Consider the following 19,446-nt stretch of genomic DNA (forward strand, 5'->3'; position numbering starts at 1 on the left):
ACAACAATGGAAAATGCGCGAGTGGCTCAGCGGTGGAGCACCTCCTTGCCAAGGAGGGGGTCGCGGGTTCGATCCCCGTCTCGCGCTCTTATTTTTTAGAAGTCTTAAGATTTAAGGCTTCTTTTTTTATGGTTGATACTTTGAACCTCAATGAGCCACTGCCATTTATCAGAAAAACAGTAGCATAGACGACTGACTTTCGATGATCCGATGCTGGAACGCGGGCACAACGAATTTATCGTGCCCGGCGTTCCATGCAGATCGGATCGGAATCGAAAGGAGGAGAGTCATGCGTGTTTTACGATAAATGGCAGTGGCTCATTTGGGCTCAAAGTCTTAATCATCTTAATAATCCTAAAGAAGATTTAATAATTGTTTTATTGTAGTTTCCTCCGAAATATGATATTTTCCATCATATAAAGCATTCCCAAAGATATAGATAGAAGAAAAGTAAGTAAAAATTACGCAAAAAATGAAAAAATGAGGTAATTATTTGTAAAATTTGCGGATTGAATAAAAAGAAAGGAATGCTATAATGAAACCGGTTTAATCTTATTCTGAAATTACCGGTTTATGAATAAGATAACAGGATTGCATTAAGTATTTGGTTAGTGGTTGCCGAATCACGGCAGAATGGAGTTTTAGATGAAAGACAAATTGAAGAAATTGTGTAGTACAGCTATATTCCAGTGTGTTGCGATTGCAATTGTGCTGGATATTATTTTGGAGATATTGGGAAGACACTCATTTATCAATACGATGAAATATATTGTGAATGAACCATTGGTGTTCCTGTATAACTGTTCCATTATCTTTTTTACTTTGACATTGGCACTGCTGATGCGTAAGAGAGTGTTTGGTTATGGTATTATTTCATTTGCATGGCTGCTTTGTGGTGTAACGAACTGTATTGTTTTAGGTTTTCGTATCACTCCGTTTTCAGCGATCGATATGCTGATGGCGAGAAATACGATCACCATCATTGATAAGTATTTCTCAGTATGGCAGATTGTATTCATCGGTGCAGCGTTATTTGTTGCACTGGCAGCGGTTATCATATTGTTCTTAAAGTCCCCGACAATCCAGGGAAATATTTACAGGATTCGTACAACGGTTCTGATCGTTGCATCTTTCTGTATGGTTATGCTGTTTACAAAGATTGCATTAAATGCACAGGCAATCTCGGATAACTTTGCAAATCTGGCAACAGCATACGATAAATATGGTTTTGTATATTGCTTTTCAAACAGTGTAGTGGATGTCGGAATCAGCGAGCCGTCAGATTACAGTGAAGAAAAGATGCTTGAGATCAAGGATGATCTGGATACGGTGAAAGCTTCGGGAGCAAAATTTGCAAAGAGAAAGCCAAACGTAATTGTAGTTCAGTTGGAATCTTTCATGGATCCATCTTATGTAAAAGAATTATCTTTTAATATGAATCCGATTCCGAATTTCACAAAATTAAAAGAAGAATGTTCGTCCGGTTTCCTTACGATGCCTGCAATCGGAGCGGGAACGGCAAATTCGGAATTTGAGGTGCTTTCCGGATTTGATGTGGCATACTTCGGTGCTGGTGAATATCCATATAAGACGGTACTTGGAAGCACAACCTGTGAGACGATGGCGACACAGTTTAAAAAGCTTGGTTATTCTACTCATGCGATGCATAACCATGACGGTACATTCTATGACCGTTATATCGTATACAAGAATCTTGGCTTTGATACATTTACCCCTATGGAATACATGTATGACGTAGAGCATACCCAGAAAAACTGGGAAAAGGATAATGTACTGACCGGAGAGATCATGAAGACCCTGAAATCTACAGAGGACAGGGATTTTATCTTCACGGTCAGTGTTCAGGGACATGGAAGATATCCGAGTGAATTAGATTATGAGAATTATTCTTATCCGGTAAAAGTAACAGGTACGGGAAGTGAAGAACTGGACAATGAATGGACATATTATTGCAATCAGCTTCATGAGATGGATGAATTTATCAAGGATTTAATTGAAGAACTGAAGAATTATGATGAAGATGTAGTACTGGTAATGTATGGTGATCATTTACCGGGATTTGAACTGACAAATGATGACGTAGAGAATGGAAATTTGTACCAGACGGAATATTTCATATGGAGCAATATGAAGCATTTCATTGATAAAGATGAAGACATTCCGGCTTATGATCTGAGTACGAAGCTGTTTGATGTGATCGGACTTGAAAAGAGTGCCATGCAGAAGGTGCATACACTTTACAGCGAAGATGATCCTGAATACAGCGATGTAATGTGGAATGTAGAATATGATATGTTATACGGTAAGCGATATATGTATCCGGATGGCTGGCCATATGAGCCTACCGATATGCAGTATGGTGTAGAACCAATCTATATTACGGATATAAAAGAAGGCGATTATCAGAAATTGTCCGATGACCCGGAGAAAGCGCCGGAGCAGCTCCATGGATATTATATCAAGGGTGAGAATTTCAATGAATGCAGTTTTGTTTGGATCAACAACGGATTCAAGAAGGAAACAATCTATATAGACCGGAATACTCTGTTTATTCCTGATATCACGTTTGACGATGGCGAGGAAGTCTATGTTGCTCAGGTTGGTGATGACAGCATTGATATCGGAAAGTCGGAAGCGTTTATTTATCAGGCTCCGGTAGCAGAAAATTAAAGATAACTGATAATTCCTCATAAAAAAGAAATTTTTTGGTAATAAATAATCTTGACATTAAATAGGTTATTTGATAGCATAGCATCATATATTTTGGATATAACAGGAGCGTTCGTTTGAATGCTCCTGTTATATCAACTTACAAATAAAAAAAAGAAAGTGAGAGAAAAAAATGGGTAAGATCATAGGCGAAGGAATTACATTTGATGACGTATTATTAGTACCTGCATATTCTGAGGTGCTTCCAAATGACGTGGATTTAACAACTAACTTAACAAAGAAAATACAGCTTCAGATTCCTCTTATGAGTGCCGGTATGGATACCGTAACAGAGCACAGAATGGCTATCGCTATGGCTCGTCAGGGTGGTATCGGTGTTATTCACAAAAATATGTCAATCGAGGAGCAGGCAGAGGAAGTAGATAAGGTTAAGCGTTCTGAGAATGGTGTAATTTCTGACCCATTTTATTTATCTCCTGAGCATACACTTGCCGATGCAAATGCACTTATGGCAAAGTTCAGAATTTCAGGTGTGCCTATCACAGAGGATGGCAAATTAGTCGGTATCATTACAAACCGTGACCTGATGTTTGAAGAAGATTATTCCAAGAAGATCAGCGAGTCAATGACTTCAGAAGGTCTGATCACAGCAAAGGAAGGCATTACATTACCGGAAGCAAAGAAGATTCTTGCAAAGGCTCGCAAAGAAAAGCTTCCGATCGTTGACGATGATTTCAGATTAAAAGGACTTATCACAATTAAGGATATTGAAAAGACGATCAAATATCCACATTCTGCTAAGGATCCACAGGGAAGACTTCTCTGTGCAGCAGCCGTTGGATGTACAGCAAATATTCTGGATCGTGTCGCTGAACTTGTATCAGCAAAGGTTGATGCTATTGTTATTGATACAGCACATGGACATTCAGCAAATGTACTTCGTACTTTCAAGATGGTAAAGGAGAAGTATCCGGATCTTCAGGTTATCGCCGGTAATGTAGCGACTAAGGCCGGTACACAGGCAATGATCGATATGGGTGTAGATGCAGTTAAGATTGGTATCGGACCTGGTTCTATCTGTACAACCCGTGTTGTTGCAGGTATCGGTGTACCACAGATCACAGCTATTATGGAAGCATATGATGCAGCTATGAATGCAGGTATTCCTGTTATCGCTGATGGTGGTATCAAGTACTCAGGAGATATCACAAAGGCAATTGCAGCAGGTGCAAATGTATGTATGATGGGTAGCTTATTTGCAGGTACAGATGAAGCTCCTGGTGACTTCGAATTATATCAGGGACGTAAGTACAAGGTATACAGAGGTATGGGTTCTATCGCAGCTATGGAGAACGGCAGCAAGGATAGATACTTCCAGGAGAATGCAAAGAAGCTTGTTCCGGAAGGTGTAGAAGGACGTGTTGCATACAAGGGTTCTGTAGAAGATACTGTATTCCAGTTGATTGGCGGACTTCGTTCCGGTATGGGATACTGTGGTGCTCATAACATTCCTGAATTACATGAGAAAGCAGAGTTTGTTAAGATCTCAGCAGCGTCATTAAAAGAGAGTCATCCACATGATATCCATATCACAAAGGAAGCTCCAAACTACAGTGTAGAGTAATAAAAGTATATAATAGAAATATAAGTCAGAATATAGCCGGTGAGAATATGCAGATAACATATATCACTGGCTATATTTGAGTACTGAGCCTGGCGACAGCTGTGATGACATAAAAGTATAAGACGTCTGTATCTGCGATTATCATGATGACATATGTTTTAATAATTGGAAGGAGAATTAAGATGCTTTATCTGGCACCTTTAGAGGGGATAACCGGATATATATACAGAAATGCATATCAGAAATACTTTGGAGGAATCGACCGGTATTTTACGCCTTTTATTGCTCCGGCAAAGGGGAAACCGTTCAGACATCGTGAGCTGACTGATGTTCTCCCTGAACATAATACCGGAATAACAGTGATCCCGCAGATTCTGACGAATCATTCAGAAGGCTTTATAAAAGCGGCAAAAGCTTTAGCTGATATGGGATATGATGAGATCAATATAAACATGGGTTGTCCTTCCGGTACGGTTGTTTCAAAAGGAAAAGGTTCAGGAATGCTGGCAGATTCCACAAAGCTGGATCATTTCCTTGAGGAGATATTTGCAGCCGGTATCTGCAAAATATCGGTAAAGACCAGACTGGGAATGGAATTTGCAGATGAATTCCCGGATATACTGGATGTATTAATGAAATATCCATTTACCGAAGTGATCATTCATCCAAGAACCAGAGAAGATTATTATGGTGGCAGCGTAGATCTTGCTATGTTCGATCTGGCAGTAGAACGATACGGAGAGCAGACAGAAAGTGTCCTTTGCTATAATGGTGATATTACCGATGTTGCCGGCTATAAAAATATTCAGAAACGATATCCACAGGTTGATAAGATCATGATCGGACGTGGAATCATAGGAAATCCGTTTCTTCCACAGGAGATTGCAGAACAGAGGTGCTGCTATAACGCAGGAATCCTTCTGGCATTCCACGATGAACTGTTTGCCGGTTATATGGAAGCAGGGCTTGGGGCGAGAAATGTCATGTTTAAGATGAAAGAGTTGTGGTCGTTTATGGAATGTCTTTTTGAAGCTCCCGACCAGCAGAAGATATTAAAAAAGATCCGCAAAGCCAACGATCCGGATACCTACAACACCGAAGTCCGGAAGCTGTTGCGGTAATGAAGAAAACAGAATAAAAATGAGAAAAAGATATTAGCATGAAGTATATCCTATAAGTTGATACTAGAAAAAGGAAGCTGACAATAATATGTATTGCCAGCTTCCTTTTTTATAGGGGAAGTTTAGAACTCATTTCCGGGAAAATGAGGGATTCCGTCAAAACCTGCCTTCAGATCGTCGTCGGTAGGAATATAATCGCTCATCTCACCATCGTTATATTTGCCATAAGCAACCATATCGAAATATCCGGTTCCGGTCAGACCAAAGACGATCGTCTTTTCTTCCCCGGTTTCTTTACATTTCAGTGCCTCGTCGATAGCAACACGGATCGCGTGGCTGCTTTCAGGAGCAGGAAGAATACCTTCCACTCTTGCAAATTGGGTTGCTGCTTCAAATACTGCTGTCTGTTCAGCACTTCTGGCTTCGATGATGCCATCATGATAGAGCTGGGATACAACAGGGCTCATACCGTGATAACGAAGTCCGCCTGCATGGTTTGGTGAAGGAATGAATCCGCTTCCGAGGGTGTACATCTTTGCCAGTGGACATACCTTGCCGGTATCACAGAAATCATAGGCATAGACACCCCTTGTCAGACTTGGGCAGGATGCCGGTTCTACAGCGATGATCTGGTAGTCCTTCTCGCCACGGAGAACCTCGCCTGCAAATGGGGAGATCAGACCACCGAGGTTTGAACCGCCGCCGGCACATCCGATGATGATATCCGGTGTGATGTTATATTTGTCAAGTGCTGCTTTTGTTTCAAGACCGATGACAGTCTGGTGAAGTAATACCTGATTCAGTACACTTCCGAGTACATAACGATAGCCTTCCTGCTTGGACTCTGCTTCAACAGCTTCTGAGATGGCACAGCCAAGGCTTCCGGTTGTTCCAGGATGCTCAGCAAGGATCTTACGGCCAACCTCTGTTGTGGTACTAGGAGATGGAGTTACGGTTGCACCGTAGGTACGCATAACTTCACGACGGAATGGCTTCTGTTCATAGGAAACCTTAACCATATATACCTGACAGTCCAGACCAAAGTAGGAGCATGCCATAGAGAGGGCGGTTCCCCACTGACCGGCACCGGTCTCGGTTGTAACACCCTTTAAACCCTGCTGCTTAGCATAATAAGCCTGAGCGATAGCGGAGTTTAATTTGTGGCTGCCGCTTGTGTTGTTTCCTTCAAATTTGTAGTAGATCTTAGCTGGTGTCTGCAGCTTTTCTTCCAGACAGTATGCACGAACCAGTGGAGCAGGACGGTACATTTTATAGAAGTCCTGAATTTCCTGTGGAATCGGGATGTATGGAGTGGTGTCATCCAGCTCCTGCGCGATCAGTTCGTCACAGAATACAGGACGAAGATCATCGGCTGTCATTGGCTGAAGTGTTCCCGGATTTAACAGAGGTGCCGGCTTGTTCTTCATATCGGCACGTACGTTATACCACTCTTTTGGGATCTCGTTTTCACTTAAATAGATTTTGTAAGGAATGTTTGCATCTTTTTTCATAATCATAACCCTCCAATGCTTGATTCATTTGTATAAATAGTTTAAGTTATCCCGGTTATCTTTGATGGGATATATAAATATGTTCCGGGGAATTTTATAATGTCATGCATTTTGCAAAATCATCATCCTTGTGGGCAAAGAATTTTGCATGGATTTGTGATAGATATTAAGACATAAAAAAACTGCCCCAGTATAAAAATGCTGGGACAGGAGATTGTTCATTAGAAACTGTTTCCTGCGGTGCCACCCGGCTTGACGTATCAGATACGCCCGCTCATTGTCTGCAAATACATACATTACAGATATCTCGTTCTTAACGGAGTATCATCTCCGGCTTACATACAGAATGCATATACAGGAATCGTACCACATCGTTCAGCTTGCCCTCGGGAGTCCATTCCATCATGGAAAACATACTGCCTTCCACCGGCGGCAGCTCTCTGGGATGTTTGTCACATCATGTACTTACTCTCCTTCAACGGTTTAAAGCAATACTAGCATAATTGTTTTTATGTGGCAAGTATTTTTTTATGAATGGGGGTGTATTTTTAAGAAAAGTCCGTTGACAAGCCATTTTCCCTGCTATATAATTGACACATTGAAAAGGCGAAGACGGAGAGAAGTAGCGCTTTTTATCGCTCCCAGAGAGCCGGCGGTGGTGAGAATCCGGCAGAATGAATAAGCGTGAATAACACTCTAACAGCTGCAAGCTGAACCCGTGAAGAAGACATTTGCAAAGATGACCGGAAAATGCGAGATGGTTGTTCTGCGAAATGGATCTCACAGTAGTAGGTGCGCCGCAATTGTGCGTGAAACAAGGAAAGGGACTGTCAGATAAGAGACAGTAAATCAGGTGGTACCGCGGATATGAATTATGTTCGTCCTGGATGCAGGGCAGGCATAGTTCTTTTTTTATGCAACCTGTGAAATATAAAAATCAGTTAAAGGAGATAATGCAGACAATGACCATTTCAAACATTTATCGTAACAGAACCTTAAATGAGATCAGCGAAGGCGACGTTGGCGCAGAGCTGAAGGTGGCAGGATGGATCGAGAACATCCGTGACCATGGTGGTGTATCCTTCATCGACCTGAGAGATATGTATGGTGTTCTTCAGGTAGTTATGAGAGACACTTCATTATTAGATGGACTTACAAAAGAGGATTGTGTATCCATCTCAGGTGTGATCGAGCACAGAGATGAGGAGACATACAATCCAAAGATCCCGACAGGAACGATCGAACTGGAGGCACATTCCGTAGAAGTGCTTGGAAGAGTATACAAGCAGGTTCCGTTTGAGATCATGACATCCAAGGAGACAAGGGAAGATGTCCGACTCAAATACAGATATCTGGATCTTAGAAATAAAAAAGTAAAGGATAATATGATCTTCCGTTCACAGGTGATCAGCTTCCTTCGTCAGAAGATGACAGAGATGGGATTCTTAGAGATCCAGACACCGATTCTGTGTGCTTCATCACCGGAAGGTGCAAGAGACTATATTGTTCCATCCAGAAAATTTAAAGGCAAGTTCTATGCTCTGCCACAGGCTCCACAGCAGTACAAGCAGCTTCTGATGGTTGCAGGATTTGACAAATACTTCCAGATCGCACCATGCTTCCGTGACGAGGATGCAAGAGCAGACCGTTCACCGGGTGAGTTCTATCAGCTCGATTTTGAGATGAGCTTTGCAACACAAGAAGATGTATTTAAAGTAGGAGAGGAAGTCCTCTCAGCAACATTTGAGAAATTTGCACCGGAAGGCTCTGTTGTAACACAGGCTCCTTATCCGATCATCAGCTATAAGCAGGCAATGTTAGAATTCGGTACGGATAAGCCGGATCTTCGTAACCCGCTTCGTATCATCGATCTGACAGATTTCTTCCAGAGATGTACATTTAAGCCATTCCACGGCAAGACTGTACGTGCGATCAATGTACCGAAGAAACTGTCAAAGGGACAGCATGAGAAGCTCTTAAAGTATGCTCAGTCTATCGGTATGGGTGGTCTTGGATATCTGGAAGTTCTGGACGATATGACATACAAGGGACCAATCGATAAGTTCATTCCGGATGATATGAAGAGCGAGATCGCAGAGCTTGCAAATCTGAAAGCAGGAGATACTATCTTCTTCATTGCCGATGTAGAAGAACTGGCAGCTTCCTTTGCTGGACAGCTTCGTAATGAGATCGGTGCAAGACTTGATATGATCGAGAAGAATGCATACAGATTCTGCTATATTAACGATTTCCCTATGTACGAGTACGATAAGGAAACAAAGAAGATCATCTTTACACATAATCCGTTCTCCATGCCACAGGGTGGTCTGGAAGCTCTAAATGAGAAGAATCCGTTAGATGTTCTCGCATACCAGTATGATATCGTATGCAATGGTATCGAGCTTTCATCCGGTGCTGTCAGAAATCACGACATGCAGATTATGGTAAAAGCATTTGAAATCGCAGGATACACAGAAGAAGATCTGAAGACAAAGTTTGGAGCACTTTACAATGCATTCCAGTTTGGCGCACCACCACATGCAGGTATGGCTCCTGGTGTTGATCGTATGATCATGCTCCTTCGTAATGAAGAAAATATTCGTGAGATCATTCCGTTCCCTATGAACGGAAATGCACAGGATCTGATGTGTGGCGCTCCTGGTGAGGTTACAGAGCAGCAGCTCCGTGAGGTTCATATCAAGGTAAGACAGTAACAGAGGAAATCAGGTATTTATGTATAAGATGACCGGATAGAAGATTATTTTGATATACACCCAAGATTTTATGTTAGAAAGGTGCATAAGATATGCAGGGCTCGCATAATAACCAGAAAAAGATAGCAGTTATAAATGATTACTCAGGATTTGGACGCTGCTCCATAGCAGTAGCAATGCCGATCATTTCTGTAATGAAGGTTCAGTGCTGTCCGGTTCCGACATCGATATTTTCCAATCATACGGGGTTTGAAAGCTTCTATTATGAAGATTTTACAGATCATATGCAGAGGTATATCGATGAATGGAAGAAGCTGGATCTGCAGTTTTCCGGTGTCTGTACCGGATTTCTGGGTTCCAGTGAGCAGATCAGTATAGTGGAACGGTTTCTTACGGATTTTAAAAGACCGGAGACAAAGGTGATCGTGGATCCGGTAATGGGCGACTATGGCAAACCATATCCGACCTATACAGACGAACTGTGCCAGCAGATGAAAAAGCTGGTGCGGTTTGCTGATATCCTTACTCCAAATACCACAGAGGCATGTGTTCTGACGGATACACCATATAAGGATGACTGGCATATGGATGAATTGAAAGTTATGGCGGAGAAGCTGGTAGCACAGTCAGAGAGCAGACAGGCAAAAGTTGTGATAACAGGAATCAGGCGGGGAAGCTTCCTTGCTAACTTCTGCTATGAAAATGAAAAAGTAACCGTTGTGAAGACAAAGAAGATCGGAGAGTCGCGCTCCGGTACCGGAGATGTCTTTTCGGCGATTCTTGCGGCGGATGCCGTAAATAATGTAGATTTTACAGAATCAGTTAAGAAGGCAAGTGTATTTATTAAAGAATGTATCAAACGTTCCGTTGAGATGGAGCTTCCATTGACCGATGGAGTGTGTTTTGAGGAATGTCTGTACAAGCTTGCCAGATAACAGGAGGCGAATAGTATGGAGATATTATATAAAGTTCATAATAATCTGTATGTAAATCTGACAAATAAATGCCCATGTGCATGTACATTCTGTCTCAGACAGAACATGGATCATGTTGGTGAATCAAAGAGTCTGTGGTTAGAGAGGGAACCATCAGCAGAAGAAGTGATTGCTGAATTTGCAAAATTCGATATGAGCCGGTTTAATGAGGTTGTGTTCTGTGGATTCGGAGAACCGACGGAAGCCTTTGAGGTGTTGAAGAAGGTTGCGGCATTTGTAAAGGAGACTTATCATATGCCGATGCGTTTGAATACGAATGGGTTGGGAAATCTTGTGAATGGCAGAGATATCACACCGGAGATGGAAGGCCTGATCGATACGGTATCGATCAGCTTGAATACGCCGAATGCAGATCGGTATCATGAACTGGTCAGAAGTAAGTTTGGAGATAAATCCTTTGATGCGATGCTTGGCTTTGCAAGAAGTTCTACAAAGTATGTACCAAATGTAGTTATGACGACTGTAGATACCACGATTACAAAAGAGGAAGAGGAAGAATGCCGGAGAATCTGTGATTCAATCGGTGCAAAATACAGAATCCGCCCATGGGAGGATTAATAAATCTGATAAGAAAAGCTCTGTATGAAAATACAGGGCTTTTCTTGTTATCCTACAAATAAAGACCGCAGGTAGCGATCAGGCTGCCTGCGGTCTTACTGTAATATTTATTATTATAACATAAATGCTTATTTATTTCCGGCATCTCTCTTAGCACGGAAACGAAGTGTAGGATCAAGGATCTTCTTACGGATACGGAAGCTCTTAGGAGTGATCTCAAGAAGCTCATCTGTATCGATGAAGTCAAGTGCCTGCTCCAGACTGAGTACCTTAGGAGGTGTCAGCTTTAATGCATCATCAGCACCGGAAGAACGAGTGTTGGTCAACTGTTTCTTCTTGCAGACATTTACTTCGATATCATCGGTACGTCCATTTTCACCGATAACCATTCCGGCATATACAGGTTCACCTGGTCCGATGAACAGTGTACCTCTTTCCTGTGCATTGAACAGACCATAAGTGATAGAAGTACCGGTCTCGTATGCGATCAGAGAACCCTGTGAACGATAGTTCATATCACCCTTATATGGGAGATATTCATCAAAGATCGTATTGATAACACCATTTCCCTTTGTAGCAGTCATGAAGTCACCACGGAAACCGATCAGTCCACGGGAAGGTACAAGGAACTCCAGTCTGGTTGTACCGTTTCCGGTAGGAGCCATACCCTGAAGCTCACCCTTTCTGGAATTTAACATATTAATAACTGTTCCGGTAAATTCATCCGGAACATCGATATATGCAATCTCAAATGGTTCAAGCTTCTTACCGCGTTCGTCTGTCTTATAGATAACTTCGGCTTTGCTGACTGCAAATTCATATCCTTCACGTCTCATGTTCTCGATCAGGACGGATAAGTGAAGTTCGCCACGACCGGATACCTTAAAAGCTTCTGTTGTTTCTGTTTCTTCTACACGGAGACTGACATCTGTATTTAATTCACGGAACAATCTGTCACGTAAATGTCTGGAGGTTACAAACTTTCCTTCCTTACCGGCGAAAGGAGAATCATTTACCATGAATGTCATGGAAATAGTTGGCTCTGAAATTTTCTGGAATGGGATTGGTTCCGGATTTTCAGGAGAACAGATCGTATCACCGATATTAACATCTGCAATACCGGAGATGGCTACGATCGATCCGATGTCTGCTTCATTTACTTCTACTTTATTCAGACCCTCGTAAACATAGAGCTTACCGATCTTAACCTTTAACATTCTGTCAGGGTCGTGTTCATTAACAATAACAACAGGCTCATTTACAACGACCTTACCGTTGTCAACCTTGCCAACACCGATACGGCCTACATATTCATTGTAGTCGATCGTGCTGATCAGAACCTGTGTACCTGCATCCGGATCACCGGTAGGAGCAGGAATATAATCAACGATGGTATCAAACAGTGGCTTCATATCTGTACCCGGTTCATCTGGATCAAGAGAAGCAACACCTGTCTTTGCTGATGCAAATACAAATGGGCAGTCAAGCTGATCGTCATTTGCATCCAATTCGATCAGAAGCTCAAGAACTTCATCTACAACCTCTTTAGGACGAGCTTCAGGACGGTCACATTTATTTACACATACAATAACACTGAGGTTCAGCTCCAATGCTTTCTTCAGAACGAATTTGGTCTGTGGCATGGCACCTTCGAAAGCATCAACAACAAGAATAACACCATTTACCATCTTCAGGACACGTTCTACTTCACCGCCGAAATCAGCATGTCCCGGAGTGTCGATAATGTTGATCTTTGTCTTACCATAACGGACGGCAGTGTTTTTGGAAAGAATCGTGATACCTCGTTCACGTTCAATATCATTTGAGTCCATGACACGCTCGGTAACTTCCTGATTATCACGGAATACACCACTCTGTTTCAAAAGTTCATCCACCAATGTTGTTTTACCATGGTCAACATGGGCAATAATCGCAACATTTCTGATATCATCTCTGGTAATCTTCATTTTTTTCACTCTTTCTTTATGATATTAAAATTACTTACAATACAACGTTTACCATTCTAGCATACGAAAAAAAGCATTTCAATGGAAATGATAGCCGAAAATTACACCAAAATATTCGGTAAAATGCGCCGAACTGTACAAAAATATGTTATTATTAGAAAGTATGACAGGCGGGAACGGTTCCTGCTAAATAAGTGATTTGGAGAGGTATTAAAATGAATGAGAAAAAGGGCAGAGCGATCGCACTGTTGCCGATCGGTGTATTTCTGTTATTGTATCTGGGACTTGGGATTATATTTGAATATGTGATGAAAATTCCGATGGGCTTTTATAATGTGCCTATCATCGTGGCATTTCTTGCAGCTATCCTGGTCGCATGTATCCAGAACCGGGAATTGGTATTTGATAAGAAGCTTGAGATTATGGCACAGGGAGTTGGGGATAAGAATATTATAACGATGCTGTTGATTTTCCTGGCAGCGGGTTCGTTTGTCGGGGTAGTCGGAAGAAGCAGCGCAGAGAGTGTAGCATATTTTATGCTGACACTGATTCCGGCAAGATTTTCAGTAGCGGTTTTGTTTGTTGTTGCCTGCTTTGTATCAGTTGCTATGGGAACTTCGGTTGGAACGATCACATTGTTAACGCCGATTGCTGTAGCAGTGTCGAGGGCATCTGGCTTTGATATGGCATTTTGTGTTGCATCGGTTATGGGTGGAGCAATGTTTGGGGATAATCTTTCTTTTATCTCAGATACGACGATTGCGGCATGTAATGGACAGGGATGTGAGATGAAAGACAAATTCCGGGAGAATTTCTGGATTGCGTTTCCGGCAGCGGTTATAACGCTGATATTAATTCTTGTACTTTCATTTCAGACCGACATACAGGGTCAGGTCAGCCAGACTTATAATCTGGTGCAGATCATACCGTATGTTCTGGTGTTGATCGGTGGAATTATAGGGCTGAATGTATTTATCGTATTACTTATGGGAATTGTATCCGGAGCATTTATTATGCTGATATGGGGACATACTGCACCTGTTGATCTTCTGACAAATATGGGCTCCGGTGTTTCCGGAATGTTTGAAACCTGTATGGTAGCAATATTAGTAGCGGCGTTATGTGCACTGATCCGGGAATATGGTGGTTTCGATGCACTTCTCAGTTGGATACACAGGATCTTTCGTGGAAAGAAAGGCGGACAGCTCGGAATGGGGTTGTTAGTCGGAACAATGGATATTGCAACTGCAAACAATACGGTAGCGATCGTTATGGCAAATCCGATTGCTGGAGAAATGGCACAGGAATATGGAATCTCTCCGAAGAAGACTGCCTCTTTGCTTGATACCTTTTCCTGTATCTTTCAAGGGGTAATCCCATATGGTGCGCAGATGTTAGTTGCAATTGCCGCGGTAGGAGAACTGGGTGATTCCATTTCTGCTTTTCAGATCATGCCGAAGCTTTTTTATCCGATGTTCTTGCTGCTGACATCACTCGTTACCATAATAAGAAGTGATAAATAATAGAGACAATTCAAAGAATATAGAAAACGCTGATCTGTTCACATTGCCAATAAACTTTTTGGTAGTATTCACATAGGAACAGATCAGCGTTTTCTGTTTTATTTGCCAAGTAACATATTTTCCAGTTCTTCCGGTGAGAAGGTGTAAGACGAGTTGCAGAACTGGCAGTTTACCTCGATCGGCTTATTGTCTGCGAGCAGATTTGCGATCTCCTTTTTGCCAAGACTGATAACAGCCTGCGAGAAACGTTCCTTGCTGCAGTTGCAGTGCCACTTCGTAGGAATGGTATCGGTAACTTCTACATTATAGCCTTCAAAGATCTGCTTCACGATATCAAGCGGTTCCATACCCTGGTCGAGGAGAGCGGTAATGGATGTGAATTCACCCAGACGTTTTTCCAGATCAGAGATCAGTTCCTCGGATGCAAATGGCATAAGCTGAATGATAAAGCCACCGGCTTGTTTTACTGTGTTGTTCTTCTCCATCAGAACACCTAAAGCTACAGAAGTTGGAATCTGTTCTGAGGTTGCAAAATAATACGTCAGGTCTTCTGCAATCTCACCTGAAACAAGCTGGGTCTGACCGATATAAGGCTCTTTTAAACCGATATCCTTGATCACGGAGAGCACGCCCATATCAAGAGCTTTAGCGACATCCAGTTTTCCCTTTTCATTTGCATGCAGGATAACCTCCGGATTGTTGACATAGCCTTTGACATTGCAGTGCGCATCAGCAGTCACTGTCAGTCCGCCGATCGGACCACTGCACTGGATCTGGAGCGTTAGCAGATCGGAGTCATTCTTACATGCAGCCCCCATCAATGCACCTGCGGTTAGCAGACGACCGAGGGCAGCAGTAGCAACCGGACTGGTATTGTGAATACTTCTTGCTGTTTCAACGATTTTCTTTGTGGTGCCGGCAAAGAAACGAACCTGTCCATCTGCCGCCATACCTCTGATAATATAATCACTCATATGTTATTCCTCGTTCTTTCTATATATAATGTAAAATATTGCACTTTTAAGGTGCCTTTTTAAAAATAATACCTGCATTTATAAAGTGCTGATTAATTACAAAATAATACTTGTATCTATAAAAGTAGTGCTTAATAATAAATTGATGACTAAAATCACTACGGCAGGAGATCAGATATATAATTTGCCTTCGTGATGTTTTTCTCTGGCTATCACATAGACACGTTCACTGTCATCGGTTGCTGGCGTGTGCGTAAATGCATCATACATGGCAAGAAGTTCCATACCTGCCTGTTCTACACAACGAATCATGTCCTCACAGGTCAGTCCGATCTGGTAATGGAATTCCTGCGTTTTTCGGTACAGGTCGTCCTCCTCTTTCAGAAACAGGCTGAGTGCAAGCTCGTTGACATTCTGTTCCTCATCGTAATAATTATCCCAGATGAAGCTGACATCATCCCGGTCCTCAGCAATCACTGAATCTGCAACGACATCCCGGAAATAGTGTTTGGTTTTAAAGTCACAGATAAAGATGCCATCTGCTTCCAGATAATTATTTGCAAGAGAAAAAACGGTAGTGATCTGATCTGTATTTGACAGATAGTTGATGCTGTCACAGACGCATACAATGGCATTTACTGTTCCATATAATTCAAAGGAACACATATCCTGTTGGAGATACATAATGGATGAGAAACCATTCGCAATCTTTTTTTCATTTGCAATCTCCAACATATCGGAAGACACATCAATTCCGATCATATCATAGCCTGCGGCTGCAAGTCCTTCCGTGATCGTTCCCGTTCCGCAACCAAGCTCGGCAACCAGACCTTCGGTGATATTGTATTCATGGAGCAGGCTGGTGATATAAGATATCCATTCGTCATAAGGAATGTTATCCATCAGCTCATCGTATACCTGCGCGAAGCTGTATAGGCATCCATAGAAAAACCTCATTTCATAAAATCTCAATGCCACCATTATATACATCTCAGAAAGGAAAAACAACCGTTTCTTTTGGAGCAGTTTTCTATTTGCTGCGGCAGACAGAATGTAAAAAATAAGGTTTGAGATTGAACATGGTGGGCTTTTGTGTTAATATAAATTCGGTTAGAAATCCTCATATGGAAGAAACCATATATGAAAGTGGGTAGTTTGGCATGATAAAGTTCTATAGAACAGATCATAAGGTTTTGTCAGAGATAACAGAATATGAAGACAATATGTGGGTTTGTATGACGAAACCTACAGTAGATGAGACCAAACTGATTGCAGAAGATTTTGAGATTGATCTGGCAGATGTCAGAGCTGCATTGGATGATGAGGAGAGCTCCCGTGTGGAGGTCGAAGATGGTTATACACTGATCCTTGTCGATATTCCGTCGATCGAGATGAGAAATGAACGCGAAGCATATACAACTATTCCTTTGGGTATTATCCTCGTAAAGGACATTCTGATCACGGTATGCGCGGAGGATACACCTGTTCTGGATGCATTTATTGAGTCAAAGGTAAAGGAATTCAGTACAAAGAAACGGATGCGTTTCATGTACCAGATCTTATATAGAAACTGCATGACTTATCAGTATTATCTGCGAGTTATGGATCGTAGAAGAAACCTGATCGAACAGCGGATCCAGGATGAGACAGAGGATGCGGATCTGATTGATCTTCACGAACTGGAATCCAACCTTGTATACTTTGCAACTTCACTTCGTGCAAACGGAGTTGTGTTAGATAAGCTTGCAAGATACAGCAGCATCAAGCAGTACCCGGAGGATCAGGAGCTTCTGGATGATGTTATGGTCGAGAACAAACAGGCTATCGAGATGACCGGAATCTATCGAGATATCATAAGCGGTACAAGAGAACTGATGACGACGATTATTAATAACCGCCTGAACAATATCATGAAGTTCTTAGCGGCTATCACCATCGTAATGGCAATCCCGACGATTATATCCGGTATCTATGGAATGAACGTATCAGGTAAGTGGATGCCTCTTGCGAAGACTCCATATGGTTTCTATATTGTATGCGGAATCATAGTTCTGATCTGCATTATCATAGCGCTAATCCTCAAGAAAAAGAAAATGTTCAAGATGTAAAAATAAATCCGTCAAGCAAATAAGCAGCGTGTCTGTGTACAGACAACGCTGCTTATTTATTTGACGGATAAACACACATAAGCATGAAGGACGATAGTCCGGAATGTGCATGTGTGAAGCGATTTCGAAAGTTCGAAGAACGGAGAAATCGTATTATTTTTACAGGTAGAGGGAGGGTGACACATAAGCATGAAGGACGATAGTCCGGAATGCGCATGTGTGAAGCGATTTCGAAAGTTCGAAGAAAGTTGACCTCGTTAATTCATAATGATAAACTGAATATACTTGAAAAACAGGTATTCATTTCAGAGACAGAAAGTTTCTATCCTTAGAACTTATGGAACAAACCTGTTTGAATGCCGGTACTTAGCAATCCACGAAGTGGGAGCTTAGAACCGCTGCATGAAAACAGAGCGAGAGCGATTTGCGTAATAAGTTACTAAGGATAGAAACTTTCGTCCGGGGAACATGGAAAACATGTATGGGAAAGGAGATAACAACGATGAAGCTGTTTCATTTGTCGGATCTGCACATTGGCAAGATCGTAAATGGATATGAGATGTGGGAAGATCAGCGTTATGTGTTTGACCAGATTCTTGCATATGTAAGAGAAGAACAGCCGGATGCTGTGATGATCGCAGGAGATATCTATGACAAAGCAGTTCCATCCGCAAAAGCAGTAACAGAATTTGATGAATTCCTGACTGAACTTGCAGACAGCGGAACGATCATCCTCATTATCAGTGGCAATCATGATTCGGCAGAACGTCTGGATTTTGCCAGCAGTATCATGAAAAAGCAGAATATATATATGAAAGGAACCTATGGTGGAGAAGCCATGAAGGTGACGTTGCAGGATAAATGGGGAGATGTGAATTTTTATCTGATGCCGTTTGTAAAGCCTTCAAACGTAAAAAATACATTATCGGATTTAACAGAAGAACCGGAGAAAGAGTCAGCAGCCTTAACATATACAGAAGCCATGCAGCAGGCAGTTGCAGCCATGCAAGTTGATCCGGGGAAAAGGAATGTACTGATCGCCCATCAGAACGTAACAAATAGTGGAGTGAACCGGCGGTCGGATTCGGAGACAATATCGATTGGTGGACTGGATAATATTGACCGTACAGTATTTGACATATTTGATTATGTGGCACTTGGACATCTCCATTCTCCACAGCAGATCGGAAAGCCGGAGATTCGGTACTGTGGCACACCGGTTATCTATTCTATGTCGGAAGCCGACGATCAGAAATCTGTCACAGTGGTAGAGCTTGGAGAAAAAGGAAAGCTTTCGATCCGTGAACTGCCCCTGCACCAGCTTCATGCGTGGTACAATTTTACGGGTACACTTGATGAAGCCATGAGCCGGGAAGCAAATGAAGATTATGCGAGAATTGTGCTAACGGATAAGGAAACGATTATTGATGTTCAGGCGAGACTTCGGACCGTGTATAAGAACCTGATGTCAGTAGAATTCCAGATGGCAGATGGCAGCAGACCGGAACAGGAACGGACACTTGAGGACGTGAAGAATCTTGCACCTGATGAGGCATTTGCGGATTTCTATAACAGAAAGATGAAACGGGAGCTGTCCGATGAAAATGCAGTTTATATCAGACAGTTGATCCGGGATTATTATGAACAGAGACAGGGGTGA

The 19,446-nt window shown here is 42.1% G+C and carries 13 protein-coding genes and 1 tRNA gene; 10 read left to right on the forward strand and 4 right to left on the reverse strand.

Annotation, left to right across the window (positions count from 1 at the left end; genetic code table 11):
• Positions 1-15 precede the first annotated feature (15 nt).
• The 4 genes from DXA07_RS08790 to DXA07_RS08805 all read left to right on the forward strand — a co-directional run bounded on the left by DXA07_RS08790 (position 16) and on the right by DXA07_RS08805 (position 5,436).
• A tRNA-Gly gene (locus tag DXA07_RS08790) sits at positions 16-87 on the forward strand.
• A 558-nt stretch (positions 88-645) separates the two neighbouring features.
• Entirely contained in the window at positions 646-2,691 is a 2,046-nt protein-coding gene (locus tag DXA07_RS08795) for an LTA synthase family protein (RefSeq protein WP_118484296.1), read from the forward strand.
• A gap of 172 nt (positions 2,692-2,863) precedes the next feature.
• The gene (gene guaB / locus DXA07_RS08800) at positions 2,864-4,315 is read left to right on the forward strand and encodes an IMP dehydrogenase (RefSeq protein ID WP_008401827.1); all 1,452 of its coding nucleotides are present in this window, start codon (positions 2,864-2,866) and stop codon (positions 4,313-4,315) included.
• 182 nt (positions 4,316-4,497) lie between these two features.
• Positions 4,498-5,436 carry a tRNA-dihydrouridine synthase family protein gene (locus DXA07_RS08805; protein ID WP_243013750.1) on the forward strand — a complete coding sequence of 313 codons (939 nt, stop codon included), beginning with the start codon at positions 4,498-4,500 and terminating at the stop codon, positions 5,434-5,436.
• Positions 5,437-5,558: 122 nt separating this feature from the next.
• On the opposite strand, the gene DXA07_RS08810 is transcribed toward DXA07_RS08805, so the two are convergent.
• Positions 5,559-6,947, reverse strand: coding sequence for a TrpB-like pyridoxal phosphate-dependent enzyme (locus DXA07_RS08810; protein WP_118484300.1), 1,389 nt, complete (start codon positions 6,945-6,947; stop codon positions 5,559-5,561).
• A 962-nt stretch (positions 6,948-7,909) separates the two neighbouring features.
• On the opposite strand from DXA07_RS08810, the gene aspS reads away from it, so the two are divergent.
• The 3 genes from aspS (at position 7,910) to DXA07_RS08830 (ending at position 11,214) form a co-directional block, all read left to right on the forward strand.
• Positions 7,910-9,661: an aspartate--tRNA ligase gene (gene aspS, locus DXA07_RS08820; RefSeq protein WP_021943673.1), complete on the forward strand. Its 1,752-nt coding sequence runs from the start codon at positions 7,910-7,912 to the stop codon at positions 9,659-9,661.
• 92 nt (positions 9,662-9,753) lie between these two features.
• The gene (locus tag DXA07_RS08825) at positions 9,754-10,596 is read left to right on the forward strand and encodes a pyridoxamine kinase (RefSeq protein WP_118484303.1); all 843 of its coding nucleotides are present in this window, start codon (positions 9,754-9,756) and stop codon (positions 10,594-10,596) included.
• 15 nt (positions 10,597-10,611) lie between these two features.
• The gene (locus DXA07_RS08830; RefSeq protein ID WP_118484305.1) at positions 10,612-11,214 is read left to right on the forward strand and encodes a TIGR04100 family radical SAM protein; all 603 of its coding nucleotides are present in this window, start codon (positions 10,612-10,614) and stop codon (positions 11,212-11,214) included.
• Between the two features lie 128 nt (positions 11,215-11,342).
• Here the strand turns inward: DXA07_RS08830 and typA are convergent, their stop codons facing one another.
• Positions 11,343-13,181: a translational GTPase TypA gene (gene typA, locus DXA07_RS08835; protein WP_117821949.1), complete on the reverse strand. Its 1,839-nt coding sequence runs from the start codon at positions 13,179-13,181 to the stop codon at positions 11,343-11,345.
• Positions 13,182-13,396: 215 nt separating this feature from the next.
• Between typA and DXA07_RS08840 the strand changes: the two genes are divergently transcribed.
• On the forward strand, positions 13,397-14,704 hold the full coding sequence (locus DXA07_RS08840) for a Na+/H+ antiporter NhaC family protein (RefSeq protein ID WP_118484307.1): 1,308 nt from the start codon (positions 13,397-13,399) through the stop codon (positions 14,702-14,704).
• 98 nt (positions 14,705-14,802) lie between these two features.
• Here the strand turns inward: DXA07_RS08840 and hslO are convergent, their stop codons facing one another.
• Positions 14,803-15,678 (reverse strand): Hsp33 family molecular chaperone HslO, encoded by an 876-nt coding sequence (gene hslO, locus DXA07_RS08845; RefSeq protein WP_118484309.1) that lies wholly within the window; start codon positions 15,676-15,678, stop codon positions 14,803-14,805.
• A 171-nt stretch (positions 15,679-15,849) separates the two neighbouring features.
• Positions 15,850-16,635, reverse strand: a complete 786-nt coding sequence (locus DXA07_RS08850; protein ID WP_118484354.1) for a class I SAM-dependent methyltransferase — start codon at positions 16,633-16,635, stop codon at positions 15,850-15,852.
• Between the two features lie 203 nt (positions 16,636-16,838).
• On the opposite strand from DXA07_RS08850, the gene DXA07_RS08855 reads away from it, so the two are divergent.
• Positions 16,839-17,786 (forward strand): magnesium transporter CorA family protein, encoded by a 948-nt coding sequence (locus DXA07_RS08855; protein ID WP_117807331.1) that lies wholly within the window; start codon positions 16,839-16,841, stop codon positions 17,784-17,786.
• Between the two features lie 481 nt (positions 17,787-18,267).
• Positions 18,268-19,446 (forward strand): exonuclease SbcCD subunit D, encoded by a 1,179-nt coding sequence (locus DXA07_RS08860; protein ID WP_118484310.1) that lies wholly within the window; start codon positions 18,268-18,270, stop codon positions 19,444-19,446.

The organism is Clostridium sp. AM54-37XD (assembly GCF_003478225.1).
Classification (GTDB): Bacteria; Bacillota; Clostridia; order Lachnospirales; family Lachnospiraceae; genus Coprococcus; species Coprococcus ammoniilyticus.

Excerpts from the sequence above, each read along its gene's own strand:
- DXA07_RS08855 (WP_117807331.1), top strand. The coding sequence starts at position 16,839 with ATGATAAAGTTCTATAGAACAGATCATAAGGTTTTGTCAGAGATAACA.
- aspS (WP_021943673.1), top strand. The coding sequence starts at position 7,910 with ATGACCATTTCAAACATTTATCGTAACAGAACCTTAAATGAGATCAGC.
- DXA07_RS08860 (WP_118484310.1), top strand. The coding sequence starts at position 18,268 with ATGGGAAAGGAGATAACAACGATGAAGCTGTTTCATTTGTCGGATCTG.
- DXA07_RS08795 (WP_118484296.1), top strand. The coding sequence starts at position 646 with ATGAAAGACAAATTGAAGAAATTGTGTAGTACAGCTATATTCCAGTGT.
- hslO (WP_118484309.1), bottom strand. The coding sequence starts at position 15,678 with ATGAGTGATTATATTATCAGAGGTATGGCGGCAGATGGACAGGTTCGT.
- DXA07_RS08850 (WP_118484354.1), bottom strand. The coding sequence starts at position 16,635 with ATGAGGTTTTTCTATGGATGCCTATACAGCTTCGCGCAGGTATACGAT.
- DXA07_RS08805 (WP_243013750.1), top strand. The coding sequence starts at position 4,498 with ATGCTTTATCTGGCACCTTTAGAGGGGATAACCGGATATATATACAGA.
- DXA07_RS08840 (WP_118484307.1), top strand. The coding sequence starts at position 13,397 with ATGAATGAGAAAAAGGGCAGAGCGATCGCACTGTTGCCGATCGGTGTA.
- typA (WP_117821949.1), bottom strand. The coding sequence starts at position 13,181 with ATGAAGATTACCAGAGATGATATCAGAAATGTTGCGATTATTGCCCAT.
- DXA07_RS08825 (WP_118484303.1), top strand. The coding sequence starts at position 9,754 with ATGCAGGGCTCGCATAATAACCAGAAAAAGATAGCAGTTATAAATGAT.
- guaB (WP_008401827.1), top strand. The coding sequence starts at position 2,864 with ATGGGTAAGATCATAGGCGAAGGAATTACATTTGATGACGTATTATTA.
- DXA07_RS08830 (WP_118484305.1), top strand. The coding sequence starts at position 10,612 with ATGGAGATATTATATAAAGTTCATAATAATCTGTATGTAAATCTGACA.
- DXA07_RS08810 (WP_118484300.1), bottom strand. The coding sequence starts at position 6,947 with ATGAAAAAAGATGCAAACATTCCTTACAAAATCTATTTAAGTGAAAAC.